This window comes from Streptomyces sp. NPDC026417 (assembly GCF_055567695.1).
Window position 1 is genome coordinate 66,148 of record NZ_JBVHPY010000013.1, and the last position, 13,052, is coordinate 79,199.

10 protein-coding genes are annotated in these 13,052 nt (G+C 73.3%); 5 read left to right on the top strand and 5 right to left on the bottom strand.

Annotated elements, in window-relative coordinates:
- Positions 1-216: 216 nt before the first annotated feature.
- A complete protein-coding gene (locus ACZ4NT_RS21160; protein ID WP_467727028.1) occupies positions 217-1,941 on the top strand; it encodes an AMP-binding protein in 1,725 nt (574 codons plus the stop codon).
- Between the two features lie 13 nt (positions 1,942-1,954).
- Positions 1,955-2,779: a PaaX family transcriptional regulator C-terminal domain-containing protein gene (locus ACZ4NT_RS21165; RefSeq protein WP_121406593.1), complete on the top strand. Its 825-nt coding sequence runs from the start codon at positions 1,955-1,957 to the stop codon at positions 2,777-2,779.
- A gap of 49 nt (positions 2,780-2,828) precedes the next feature.
- On the opposite strand, the gene ACZ4NT_RS21170 is transcribed toward ACZ4NT_RS21165, so the two are convergent.
- Positions 2,829-5,213 (bottom strand): bifunctional salicylyl-CoA 5-hydroxylase/oxidoreductase, encoded by a 2,385-nt coding sequence (locus ACZ4NT_RS21170; RefSeq protein ID WP_467726896.1) that lies wholly within the window; start codon positions 5,211-5,213, stop codon positions 2,829-2,831.
- Positions 5,210-6,037 carry an enoyl-CoA hydratase family protein gene (locus tag ACZ4NT_RS21175; RefSeq protein ID WP_467726898.1) on the bottom strand — a complete coding sequence of 276 codons (828 nt, stop codon included), beginning with the start codon at positions 6,035-6,037 and terminating at the stop codon, positions 5,210-5,212. The genes ACZ4NT_RS21170 and ACZ4NT_RS21175 overlap by 4 nt, the downstream gene beginning before the upstream one ends.
- Before the next feature lie 367 nt (positions 6,038-6,404).
- On the opposite strand from ACZ4NT_RS21175, the gene ACZ4NT_RS21180 reads away from it, so the two are divergent.
- Positions 6,405-6,875, top strand: a complete 471-nt coding sequence (locus tag ACZ4NT_RS21180; protein WP_121406590.1) for an ATP-binding protein — start codon at positions 6,405-6,407, stop codon at positions 6,873-6,875.
- Here the strand turns inward: ACZ4NT_RS21180 and ACZ4NT_RS21185 are convergent.
- The 3 genes from ACZ4NT_RS21185 to ACZ4NT_RS21195 all read right to left on the bottom strand — a co-directional run bounded on the left by ACZ4NT_RS21185 (position 6,820) and on the right by ACZ4NT_RS21195 (position 10,899).
- Positions 6,820-8,352 (bottom strand): amino acid permease, encoded by a 1,533-nt coding sequence (locus ACZ4NT_RS21185; protein WP_467726900.1) that lies wholly within the window; start codon positions 8,350-8,352, stop codon positions 6,820-6,822. The genes ACZ4NT_RS21180 and ACZ4NT_RS21185 overlap by 56 nt on opposite strands.
- Positions 8,353-8,533: 181 nt before the next feature.
- Complete coding sequence (gene argF, locus ACZ4NT_RS21190) at positions 8,534-9,541, bottom strand: ornithine carbamoyltransferase (protein WP_467726902.1); 1,008 nt, start codon at positions 9,539-9,541, stop codon at positions 8,534-8,536.
- 134 nt (positions 9,542-9,675) lie between these two features.
- Positions 9,676-10,899, bottom strand: coding sequence for an arginine deiminase (locus tag ACZ4NT_RS21195; RefSeq protein WP_183117057.1), 1,224 nt, complete (start codon positions 10,897-10,899; stop codon positions 9,676-9,678).
- A gap of 163 nt (positions 10,900-11,062) precedes the next feature.
- Between ACZ4NT_RS21195 and ACZ4NT_RS21200 the strand changes: the two genes are divergently transcribed.
- Both ACZ4NT_RS21200 and ACZ4NT_RS21205 read left to right on the top strand, forming a co-directional pair.
- Complete coding sequence (locus tag ACZ4NT_RS21200) at positions 11,063-12,103, top strand: SPFH domain-containing protein (protein WP_121406586.1); 1,041 nt, start codon at positions 11,063-11,065, stop codon at positions 12,101-12,103.
- Complete coding sequence (locus ACZ4NT_RS21205) at positions 12,100-12,999, top strand: NAD(+)/NADH kinase (RefSeq protein WP_121406585.1); 900 nt, start codon at positions 12,100-12,102, stop codon at positions 12,997-12,999. Before ACZ4NT_RS21200 ends, ACZ4NT_RS21205 begins: the two co-directional genes overlap by 4 nt.
- The last annotated feature ends 53 nt before the right edge of the window (positions 13,000-13,052 follow it).

Sequence of the window (13,052 nt, forward strand, 5' to 3'; positions counted from 1 at the left end):
CCGCCCCCCCCCCCCCCCCCCTCCCCTCCCCCCCCCCCCCCCCCCCCCCCCCCCCCCCCCCCCCCCCCCCCCCCCCCCCCCCGCCGCCACGCCGGCGCCCGCCGAGGCGGAGGCGGCTCCGAGTGCTCCCCCCGACCGTATCGCGGACCGTTGACTGTCGTCACCAACACGATACGCTCCTCGTGCGAGCCCACCACGACAAGGGGGCGAACGGCCATGGACCCCACCCAGCCCGGGGACGCCAGGACCCCGGCGAACGCCACGGGCACGACCGGCAGCCCACAGCAGTCGTCGGTCTCGGCCCACGTGGACACCTTCGCGCGCGACCATCTCCCGCCGCCGGACCAGTGGCCCGACCTCCTCTTCGAGCTGCCCGGGCTGCGCTATCCCGACCGGCTGAACTGCTCCGTCGAACTGCTGGACCGCACGGTGGAGCGGTTCGGCGCCGGGCGCCCGGTGTTCCGTACGGTCTCCGGCCCCGCGTGGACGTACGGGCAGCTGCTCGACCGCGTCGACCGGATCGCCCACGTCCTGACCGGCGAGCTGGACGTCGTACCGGGAAACCGCGTGCTGCTGCGCGGCCCCACCACGCCCTGGCTGGCCGCGTGCTGGCTCGCGGTACTGAAGGCCGGCGCGGTCGCCGTCACGGTGCTGGCCCAGCAACGCCCCCACGAGCTGCGGACGATGTGCGGGATCGCCCGGGCCACCCACGCGCTGTGCGACATCCGCTCCGTGGACGACCTGGTCAAGGCGGAGGTCGACGGACTGCGGGTGACGACGTACGGCGGGGACGCACCCGACGACCTGCTGTCGCGGATCACCGGCGCGCCCGCCGAGCCGTACCCGCCGGCCGACACCGCCGCGGACGACGTCGCGCTTATCGCGTTCACCTCCGGCACGACAGGACGCCCCAAGGGCTGTGTGCACTTCCACCGCGATGTGCTCGCGATCGCGGACACCTTCTCCGCGCACGTGCTGCGGCCGCGGGAGGACGACGTCTTCGCCGGCAGTCCCCCACTGGGTTTCACCTTCGGGCTCGGCGGGCTCGTGGTCTTCCCGCTGAGAGCCGGCGCCAGCTCCCTGCTGCTCGAACAGGCCGGTCCCCGGCAGCTGTTGCCGGCCATCGCCGAGCACCGGGTGTCGGTGCTCTTCACGGCCCCGACCGCGTACCGCGCGATGCTGGACGACCTGGACGCCCACGACGTGGGGTCGCTGCGCCGGTGCGTCTCGGCCGGCGAGAACCTGCCCGCCGCGACCTGGCGCGCCTGGCGGGAACGCACCGGCCTGCGGATCATCAACGGCATCGGCGCCACGGAGCTGCTGCACATCTTCATCTCCGCGGCCGACGAGGCGATCCGGCCGGGTGCGACGGGGCTGCCGGTGCCGGGCTGGCAGGCGCGCGTCGTGGACGACTCGGGCGAACCGGTCGCCGACGGCGAACCGGGACTGCTCGCCGTGCGCGGGCCCGTCGGCTGCCGCTACCTCGCCGACCCCCGGCAACGGGACTACGTGCGCGGCGGCTGGAACCTCACCGGCGACACCTATGTGCGCGACCCGGACGGCTACTTCCGGTACGTCGCCCGAGCCGACGACATGATCGTCTCGGCCGGGTACAACATCGCGGGACCCGAGGTCGAGGAGGCGCTGCTGCGCCACCCGGACGTGGTGGAGACGGCGGTGGTGGGGCATCCCGACGAGGCGCGCGGGCAGATCGCGGTGGCGTACGCGGTCCTGCGCCCCGGCGCGCGGCGGGACGCCGAGTCGCTGTGCGCGTTCCTCAAGTCCGAGCTGGCGCCGTACAAATGCCCGCGCCGGATCGTCTTCCTGGACGCGCTGCCGCGCACGGCGACGGGGAAGCTCCAGCGGTTCCGGCTGCGCGCGACCGTCCCGGGCACGCCGGGGGACGGCGATCGCACCCCCGGGGACGGCCGACCGGGATGATCTACGCTTTAGAGTGATCAACGTGTCCGAGCAGCACGCCCCCCGGTCCCTCATCGTCACCTTCTACGGCGCCTACGGCCGCTTCGCACCCGGTCCCGTGCCGGTCGCCGAGCTGATCCGGCTCCTCGCCGCGGTCGGCGTCGACGCGCCCTCCGTACGGTCGTCGGTGTCGCGGCTCAAGCGAAGAGGGCTGCTCCTGCCGGAGCGCACAGCGGGCGGCGCGGCCGGGTACGCGCTGTCGCCCGACGCACGGCAGCTGCTCGACGACGGCGACCGGCGGGTGTACGCGGCGGCGCCGCCGCGGGACGAGGGCTGGGTGCTCGCGGTGTTCTCCGTGCCGGAGTCGGAGCGGCAGAAGCGCCATGTGCTGCGCTCCCGGCTGGCCGGGCTCGGCTTCGGTGCGGCGGCTCCCGGTGTGTGGATCGCCCCCGCCCGGCTGTACGAGGAGACCCGGCACACCCTGGCCCGGCTGCGGCTCGACCCCTACGTGGATCTCTTCCGCGGCGAGCACCTGGGCTTCGCGGCGACCACGGAGGCCGTCGCGCGCTGGTGGGACCTCTCCGCGATCGCCAAGCAGCACGAGGCGTTCCTCGACCGTCACGCGCCCGTCCTGCTCGACTGGGAGCGGCGCGCGGACACCCCGCCGGAGGACGCGTACCGCGACTACCTGCTCGCCCTGGACTCCTGGCGCCACCTGCCGTACACCGATCCGGGGCTGCCGGCCGGGCTGCTGCCCGGGGACTGGCCGGGCGTGCGCTCGGCCGCCGTCTTCCGGGCGCTGCACGAGCGGCTGCGGGACGCGGGGGCGGAGTTCGCGGGCATCTCCCCGACGGAGTGACCCGGGCTGCCCGGCGACGGGTGGCACGCGTCCGACGGCACCGGCGCGTTCACGTCCCCAGTCCGTGGCGGGGCCTGGGGGCGTCCGTGCGGCCGGTCTGCGGGCGCCGGCTGCCCGCCCGGTACGGCTCCGGCCAGACGGCACCCGCCCCCGCATACCCTTGCTCGGCCGCCGCGTGCAACGTCCAGTGCGGGTCGTACAGGTGCGGCCGGGCGAGTGCGCACAGATCCGTACGCCCGGCCAGGATCAGGGAGTTGACGTCGTCCCAGGAGGAGATCGCGCCGACCGCGATCACCGGGACGCCCGTCTCGCTGCGGATCCGGTCGGCGAACGGCGTCTGGTAGGAACGGCCGTAGTCGGGCTGTTCGCCGGCGACGACCTGGCCCGTCGAGACGTCGATCGCGTCGGCACCGTGCGCGGCGAAGGCACGGGCGATCTCCACCGCCTCGTCGGCCGTGTTGCCCCCTTCGGCCCAGTCGGTCGCGGAGATCCGCACCGTCATGGGGCGCTCCGCCGGCCACACGGCCCGTACCGCGTCGAAGACTTCGAGCGGGAACCGCAGCCGCGCGGCGAGCGATCCTCCGTAGGCGTCGGTCCGCCGGTTGGTGAGCGGCGAGAGGAACCCGGAGAGCAGATAGCCGTGGGCGCAGTGCAGTTCGAGCAGGTCGAAGCCGCAGCGGGCGGCACGGCGCGCCGACTCGGCGAACTGCTCCCGGATGTCGGTGAGCTGGGACCGGCTGACCTCGCGCGGCGTCCGGCCGTCCGGCCGGTACGGGATCGGGGAGGCGGCCACCAGCGGCCAGTTGCCGTCGTCCAGCGGCTCGTCCATGCCCTCCCACATCAGCTTCGTCGACCCCTTGCGGCCGGAATGGCCGAGCTGGACGCCGATCGCCGTGCCCGGTGACCTGCTGTGCACGAAGTCGGCGATCCGGCGCCATGCCTCGCCCTGACGGGGGGTGTAGAGCCCGGCACAGCCCGGGGTGATGCGTCCCTCGGCGCTGACGCACACCATCTCGGTCATGACCAGCCCGGCGCCGCCCAGCGCCCGCGCCCCGAGGTGGACGAGGTGGAAGTCGCCGGGCACACCGTCCACCGCCGAGTACATGTCCATGGGCGAGACGACGACCCGGTTGCGCAGGACGAGGTCGCGCAGCCGGAACGGGGTGAACATCGGCGGCGTCCCGGGCGGGCAGCCGAACTCGCGCTCCACGGACTCGACGAAGTGCGCGTCGCGGAGCCGCAGGTTGTCGTGGGTGACGCGGCGGCTGCGGGTGAGGAGGTTGAAGGCGAACTGGCGGGCGGGCTGGTCGAGATGGAGACCCAGGTTCTCGAACCACTCCAGGCTGGCGCGTGCGGCGCGCTGCGTGGAGGCGACGACCGGGCGCCGCTCCGCCTCGTACGCGGCCAGCGCCCCGCCGAGCGTGGGCCGCTCCTCCAGACAGGCGGCCAGCGCGAGGGCGTCCTCGACCGCGAGCTTGGTGCCGGAGCCGATGGAGAAGTGGGCGGTGTGCGCGGCGTCGCCGAGGAGGACCAGATTGCCGTGCGACCAGCGGTCGTTGACGACGGTGCGGAAGGTGGTCCAGGCGGACCTGTGGGAGCGCAGGGGCCGCCCGCCGAGCGCCTCCGCGAAGATCTTCGCGCAGCGTTCCACGGACTCCTGCTCGTCCAGTCCGGCGAATCCGGCGGCCCGCCAGACCTCCTCGCGCATCTCGACGATGACGGTGGAGGAGCCGAGCGGGCTCTCCGGTCCCGTGGACCCCGTCGAGGGCTGCCGGCCCGGCGACGGGCGGGAGTAGGGGTAGCCGTGCAGCTGCATCACTCCGTACTCGGTCTCGGCGATCTCGAAGCGGAAGGCGTCGAGGGCGAAGTCGGCGGCGAGCCAGATGTAGCGGCAGCGGTGTTCCTCGACGGAGGGGCCGAACACCTCGGCGTGTGCCTGCCGGGTCGAGCTGTGCACCCCGTCGGCCGCGACGACCAGGTCGTGGGTCGCCGTCAGCTCCGCCGCGGGCGGCGCCGGGGTCCGGAAACGGAGCTCCACGCCGAGGGCACGGCACCGCTCGTGCAGGATCTCCAGGAGGCGGCGCCGGCCGAGCGCGGCGAAGCCGTGGCCGCCGGAGGTGTGGCACTCCCCGCGGTGCACGATGTCGATGTCGTCCCAGCGCACGAACTCGGCCCGCAGCGCCTCGTAGACGACGGGGTCGGCGTGCTCGATGCCGCCGAGTGTCTCGTCGGAGAGCACGACGCCGAAGCCGAAGGTGTCGTCGGGCGCGTTGCGCTCCCAGACGGTGACCTCGCGGTCGGGGCGCAGCCGCTTGAGGAGGGCGGCGGCGTAGAGGCCTCCGGGCCCGCCCCCGATGACGGCGACCCGCAGTCCCCGCCCGAGGGCCGCGTCCACGCCCCGCGACCGTGCCGTCGTGGCGCCCCGCACGGTCATCGCCCCTGCCACCTGGGCGCGCGCTTCTCGCTGAAGGCGGCGTGGAACTCCGCGTAGTCCTCGCCGTTCATGAGCAGGGCCTGGGTGGCGGCGTCCAGCTCCACGGCGGCGGCGAGCGGCATGTCCAGTTCGGCGGTGAGCAGCGCCTTGGTCTGGGCGTACGCGAGTGCCGGGCCGTCGGCGAGGCGGTGGGCGAGGGCCTGGGCCGCCTCGTCGGCGCGGCCCTCCTCGGTCAGCTCGCTGATCAGGCCGATCCGCTCGGCCTCGGGGGCCCGCACCGCTTCGCCGAGCATCAGCAGCCGGGTGGCGTGCCCGAGTCCGACCACGCGGGGCAGCAGATAGGCGGCGCCCATGTCGCCGCCGGACAGACCGACCCGGGTGAAGAGGAAGGCGAAACGGGCGGAGGGGTCGGCCACCCGGAAGTCGGCGGCGAGGGCCAGGACGGCTCCCGCGCCGGCGGCGATCCCGTGCACCGCCGCGATCACCGGGAACGGGCACTCCCGCAGCGCCCGCACAACCTGCCCGGTCATCCGGTTGAAGTCGAGCAGCCGCGCGGTGTCCATGGACAGAGTGGCGCCGATGATCTCGTCGACGTCACCGCCGGAGCAGAAGCCGCGGCCCTCGCCGGCCAGCACGAGCGCGCGCACGGACTTCTCGCGGGCCAGTTCGGCGAGCAGGTCGCGCAGGTCGGCGTAGGCGCCGAAGGTGAGCGCGTTGAGCTTCTCGGGGCGGGCCAGGGTGACCGTGGCGACGCCGTCGGCGATCGCGCACCGCACGTGCTCCCAGTCGGCGGTGCGGGCGGCGGAGCCGGTGAAGGGACTCATGACGGGCGGCCTCCTCGGACGGGGGCGGCGTCGGCGGCGCCCGACGGGCGGCCTCCCACGGCCGCCCACGGGTGCGTACGGCTGCACCACGAAGTTATCACTCGTCTGTGACTGTCGTCACGACTACGCGATAGGCCGGCCGGGAGCACCGCGGGCGCCGCGACGGGGTCACGGCGTTACGCATCCCGGAGTCACGGAGTCACGGATCATCGATAACCGCGTAACGGCGGGAGCATCCGTGGGAGGCGGGCCGTTCGCCTGGGTACGCAGCCCGGTAGGCGGGACGAACGTCCCGGCCACCGCCCGCCGAGCGCCTCTGTCCGGGCAAGCCGTACCATTCCTATGTTGAAAGCAGGACAGCCTGCTGATGAACGGACCCGCCTTGCACGAGCCGCCCCCCGCCCCCGCCTCCTGGCGCATCGCGCTGCCGCACACGGCTGCCGCGGTGCCCGTCGCCCGTGCGCTGGTCCGGACGGCGCTGGCGGAGCTGGAGCACGCGGCCGACAGCGACACCGCCGAACTTCTGACGGCGGAGCTGGTGGCCAACGCCGTGGAGCACACCGCCGGGGACGGTCCGATAGAGCTGGTGGTGGAGCTGCTGCCGTCGGGCTGTCAGGTCGAGGTCCACGACCCGGACCCGGCGCCGCCGGGGGACCTCACGATCCCGCACCAGGCCGGGCCGCCCGACCCCTGGCAGGAGCACGGGCGCGGACTGCTCCTCATCCGCACCCTCAGCTCCTCCTGCGGCCACCGCCCCACCGAGTCCGGCAAGGCGGTCTGGTTCAGACTTCCTGTCGTGCCGCCGCAGCGTCGGTACGCCCGGCCTCCGCGCCCGTAGCGGACCGCGCCGTCTCGTCGCCACCGGGAGCGCCCGCGAGCGGCCCGGCCGTGGCGAGCCGGGAGTGGCGGCGCCCGTAGCCCAGGTACACCAGGAGTCCGGCCACCAGGAACACCCCGAACTGGAGCCAGGTCGTCCAGCCGGTCTCGTACATCAGGTAGAGGCAGAAGCCGACGCCGAGCACCGGCACGACCGGGTAGAGCGGCACGCGGAACGTCCGGGCGAGGCCCGGTTCCCGGCGCCGCAGGGCGATCACCACGATGTTGACGACGGCCATGACGGCCAGGGTGCCGATGGTGGTCAGGTCGACGACCGCGTCCAGCGACGAGAAGGCCGCCGGGACCGCGAAGACCACCGCGACGATGAGGGTGCCCGACACCGGGGTCGAGGTCTTCGGGGAGACCCGCTCGAAGACGCGCGGAACGAGTCCGTCGCGGGCCATGGACATCAGGACGCGCGTCTGGCCGTACATCACGGCGAGGACGACCGAGGCGATCGCGACGACCGCGCCGAAGGCGACGATCCCGCCGCCGACCGTGGAGCCGGTGACCTCGTTGACGACGTAGGACAGCGCCGCGGGCCGGCCGCCGACCTGGTCCGCGCCGATGGCGCCGATCGCGGCGAGGGCGACCGCGCAGTACAGCAGGGTGACCAGGCCGATGCAGATCAGGATCGCGATCGGGATGTTGCGGCGCGGGTTCTTGGCCTCCTCGCCGGCGGTGGTGATCGCGTCGAAGCCGATGTACGAGAAGAAGGCCGCCGTGGTGCCCGCGCCGATGCCGCCGAGTCCGGCGGGCGAGAACGGGCTCAGGTTGCCGTCCTTGAAGGCGGTGAAGCCGATGGCGCAGAAGAGCACGAGGATGGCCAGCTTCAGGACCGCCATGGCGGCCGTCGCGCGGGCGCTCTCGCGCACTCCGCGGACCAGCAGGACCGAGGCCAGCGCGATCACGACGACCGCCGGGAGGTTGACGACTCCGCCGTCGGCCGGCCCCGCGGACACCGCGTCGGGCAGCTGCACCCCGATCACGCTGTTGAGCAGTTCGTTGACGTACTGGCTCCAGCCGACCGCGACGGCCGACACGGAGACGCCGTACTCCAGGAGCAGGCACCAGCCGACCAGGAAGGCCGTGCCCTCGCCGAGCCCGGCGTAGGCGAAGGAGTACGAGGACCCGGAGACCGGGATGGCTCCCCCGAGCTCCGCGAACGAGAACGCGGTGAAGACGCAGGTGAGCGCGGCGAGGACGAACGAGAGGACCACGGCGGGCCCGGCCTGGCCGACCGAGTCGGACAGGCCGACGAAGATGCCGGTGCCCACGATGGCGCCGACGCCGAAGCAGACGAGCTGGAAGAGGCCCATGGTGCGCTTGAGGCCATGGCCTTCGAGGTCCGCGCCGGATTCGGCGACCAGGAGCTCGGTGGACTTGATGCGGGGAGCGCGCCTGCTGCGGGCGGCGGTCTCGGTGCGTGGAGCGGGCATGCGGGTGGTGCTCATTTCGGTGGTGCGGGGGCGCGACGGGGTCGGTCGCGGGACGGGCCGCGGAAGGGATGGTTCCGGGCTCGCCGAGGATCGTACGGGGAGATGCGGCGGAAGCGTTAGACGAACGGTTGCGATCGGCCCCGGGGAGGCCCGGGCCCGCCTCGGTCGGCGGGCCCGCAGGTCAGGCGAGGGTCGCGACCAGGATCGCCTTGATCGTGTGCAGCCGGTTCTCCGCCTCGTCGAAGACGACCGAGTGCGCCGACTCGAAGACCTCGTCGGTGACCTCCAGCGAGTCGAGCCCGTGGGTCTCGTGGATCTCCCGGCCGACCTTGGTGCCCAGATCGTGGAAGGCCGGCAGGCAGTGCAGGAACCTGACGTCGGGATTGCCGGTGGCGCGCAGGACCTCCATGGTCACGGCGTACGGGGCCAGGGCGGCGATCCGCTCGTCCCACACCGCCTTGGGCTCGCCCATGGAGACCCAGACGTCGGTGGCGACGAAGTCGGCGCCACGGACGCCCTCGGCGACGTCCTCGGTGAGCGTGACGGTGCCGCCGCTCTGCTCGGCGAGCTTGCGCGCCCGGGCGACGATCTCCTCGGCCGGCCAGTACGCCCGCGGTGCGACGATCCGCACGTCCATGCCGAGCAGCGCGCCGGTGACCAGGTAGGAGTTGCCCATGTTGAAGCGGGCGTCGCCGAGGTAGGCGAAGGCGATCCCGTCGAGCGGCTTGGTGCTGTGCTCGGTCATGGTGAGCACGTCGGCCAGCATCTGGGTGGGGTGCCAGTCGTCGGTCAGGCCGTTGTAGACCGGCACTCCGGCGTACGCGGCGAGCTCCTCGACGCCGGCCTGGCTGTCGCCCCGGTACTCGATCGCGTCGAACATGCGCCCGAGCACGCGCGCGGTGTCCTTCACGGACTCCTTGTGCCCTATCTGCGAACCGGACGGGTCCAGGTAGGTCGTGGAGGCACCCTGGTCCGCGGCCGCGACCTCGAACGCGCAGCGGGTCCGCGTCGAGGTCTTCTCGAAGATGAGCGCGATGTTGCGCCCGCTCAGGTACCGCGTCTCCGTGCCCGCCTTCTTGGCCGCCTTGAGCTCCGCGGCCAGCTCGATCAGACCGCGGAACTCGTCCGCGGTGAAGTCGAGCTCCTTGAGGAAGTGGCGGCCGGCGAGGGCGGTCGGGACTGTCGCCATGGGGGCGCTCCAGGGTTACGAAGACGGGGACCTTGGAATTCTATACGACCCTCAACATTTCTATACGGCGCCGTTCGCCGCGTGCGCCCGAGCCCGCTCGCCGTCCGCCCTCTCCCCGCGCAGGACCGTGCGGCCTATACGGCGTCCCGCTCGACGGGACAGCTCATGCAGCGGGGGCCGCCCCTCCCCCGGCCGAGTTCGCTGCCCGGGATCTCTATCACCTCGATGCCCTGCTTGCGCAGATGCGTGTTGGTCGTCGAGTTCCGCTCGTAGGCGATGACGACGCCCGGCTCGACCGCGAAGACGTTGCAGCCGTCGTCCCACTGCTCCCGCTCCGCCGCGTGCACGTCCTGGGTGGCGGTCAGGACGCGGATCTCGCTGAGCCCGAGGGCCGCGGCGATCGCGCGGTGCATGTGCTCCGGCGGATGGTCGGTGACCTTGAGTTCCCTGTCCCCGGCACCCGGCTCGATCGTGTAGGAGCGGAGCATGCCGAGCCCCGCGTACTGCGTGAAGATGTCGGCGTCGACCATCGTCATCACGGTGTCGAGGTGCATGAAGGCCCGCCGCTTGGGCATGTCGAGCGCCACGATGGTGCGGGCCGAGCCCGCCGCGAACAACTTGTGCGCGAGCATCTCCACCGCCTGGGGCGTCGTCCGCTCGCTCATGCCGATGAGGACCGCACCGTTGCCGATGACGAGGACGTCACCGCCCTCGATGGTGGACGGGTAGTCCGCCTGCCCCTCCGACCAGAGATGGAAGGACTCGTCGCGGAAGAGCGGATGGTGCCGGTAGATCGCCTCGAAGTGCACGGTCTCCCGCTGGCGCGCCGGCCAGCGCATCGCGTTGATGGACACCCCGTCGTAGATCCAGGCGGAGGTGTCCCGGGTGAACAGGTGGTTGGGCAGCGGGCCGAGCAGGAAGTCGTCGAGGTCCATGACGTGGAAGCGCACGGAGATCGGCTCGGAGTGGGCCTCCAGGAACTCCCGCTTGGTCATGCCGCCGACCAGCGCGGCGGCCAGGTCGGGGGCGGACATGACCTCGAAGGCGGCACGCAGGTGGTCGGTCGCCAGCGGACCGTACTCCTTCTCCTCGAACACCCGGTCCAGCACGAGGGAGCGGGCCGCCGGGATCTCCAGGGCCTCGGTGAGCAGGTCGCCGAAGAGGTGGACGGCGACGCCGCGGTCACGCAGGACGTCCGCGAACCCGTCGTGCTCCGCGCGCGCCCGGCGCACCCACAGCACGTCGTCGAAGAGCAGGGCGTCCTTGTTGCTGGGGGTGAGCCTTTTGAGCTCGAGGTCCGGCCGGTGCAGGATGACGCGGCGCAGCCGCCCGGCCTCGGAGTCGACGTGGAATCCCATGACTCCATCCTGACCATCCGGACGCGTGTTCACCCGCCGATCGGCACGAACCCGCCCACTTGATTTCGTCCTCTTGACGATAAGCGGCTCCTCCCTTTATCGTCTCAGTGACGACAACGACCGGAGCGTTCCGCGGACCGCCCGGCGACGAGGGGGTTGTTCCATGGCCGACATCACCCGGCGCCTCGGCTGGCGCCACCTGCGGGGTGCGCCGACCACTCATGTACGCCACCATCGGTCGGGCCGGCTGGTCCACGACGGGCCCGGGCTCAGCTTCTGGTACCGCGCACTGAGCGCCGCGCTCTCCGAAGTCCCGGTCGACGACCGCGAGTTGGCGATGACCTTCCACGCCCGCACCGCCGACTTCCAGGACGTCGCCGTCCAGGCGACCGTCACCTACCGAATCAGCGACCCCGGCCTCGCCGCCGGCCGGCTCGACTTCTCCATCGACCCCGACACGGGCGTGTGGCGCGGCGCGCCCCTCGAACAGCTGGGCACCCTGCTGACCGAGACGGCCCAGCAGCACGCGCTGGACGTGCTGGCCCGGACGCCGCTGGCGTCGGCACTGGTGGACGGGGTCGCCGCGGTGCGCGAGCGGATCGCAGGCGCCCTCGCGGCGGAGCCGCGCCTGCCCGCGACCGGCATCGAGGTGGTCGCCGTCCGGGTGGTGGCCCTGCGCCCCGAGCCCGAGGTGGAGCGGGCCCTGCGGACCCCGGCGCGGGAGCAGATCCAGCAGGACGCGGACAAGGCGACGTACGAGCGCCGCGCCGTGGCGGTCGAGCGGGAGCGGGCCATCGCCGAGAACGAACTGGCCAGCCAGATCGAACTCGCCCGCCGCGAGGAGCAGTTGGTCGATCAGCGCGGGACGAACGCCCGCCGCGAGGCGGAGGAGCACGCGGCGGCGGACGCCGTGCGTGCCACGGCGGAGGCGGCCCGGACGGTGCGCCTCGCCGAGGCCGAGGCCACGCGGACGGTCCGCCTCGCCGCGGCGGAGGCCCAGGCGGCGCGGGAGGTCGGCGAGGCGCGTGCCGAGGCGCAGGCCGCCTGGCTGCGGGTCCACGGGGAGGCGGACATCGCCACGCTGCACGCCCTGACGGGCACCCGGCTGGCGGAGAACCTGCCCAGGATCGACAGCGTCACGGTGTCGCCGGACGTGCTGACGGGGCTGCTGGCCAGGTTCGGCGGCTCCGGGGACCCGGCGTGAGCCTGGCACCCCGCGCGGTGCTGGTGCACCGCACCACGGAGTACGAGGAGTTGCTGGCCCGGCACGGCACGCACGGCCAGGCGGCGTTCTTCCTGGCCTCCCGGGGGCGGGATGTCACGGAGGTCGCCGAGCGGCACCGGCGTACCCGCGAGGCGCTGGCCGAGGTCGCCGCGGCGGTGCCCCTGACCTGGCGTCAGGCCCGAGTGGAGCGGCGCGACCTGGACCGCTTCCTCTTCGCGCCCGAGGACGTCGTGGTCGTGGTCGGCCAGGACGGGCTCGTGGCCAACGTCGCCAAGTACCTCTCGGGGCAGCCCGTCGTCGGGGTCGACACCGACCCCGGCCGCAACCCGGCGGTGCTGGTGCGTCATCGGCCCCGGGACGCGGGCGCGTTGCTGGCCTCCGTGGTCGCCCGGAGCGGGCGGACCGACGACCTCACCATGGTCGAGGCGGTGGCCGACGACACCCAGCGGCTGGTCGCCCTCAACGAGATCTACCTCGGAGCCGCGGGCCATCAGACGGCCCGCTACCGGCTGGGGCTCGACGGCGACAGGGGTGCCGTCGAGCCCCAGGCCTCGTCCGGGGTCCTCGTGGGGACCGGGACGGGCGCGACCGGGTGGCTGCGGTCCGTGTGGCAGGAGCGGGGCGGCCGGCTCCCCCTGCCGGGCCCCACCGAGGACCGGCTGCTGTGGTTCGTCCGCGAGGCCTGGCCGTCGCCGGTCACCGGCACGTCGTTCGTGGCCGGCGGCCTCGCGGCCGGGGCCCGCCTCTCCCTCACCGTCGAGTCCGACCGCCTCATCGCCTTCGGCGACGGGATGGAGTCCGACGCGGTGGAACTGACATGGGGACAGACGGTCCGGGTGGGAGTGGCGGAGTCTCGGCTGCGCCTGCTGGCCTGAGCGGCCCCGAACGCGACCCGTCGCAGGCCGAACCACCCACCGGAACGCAGCCC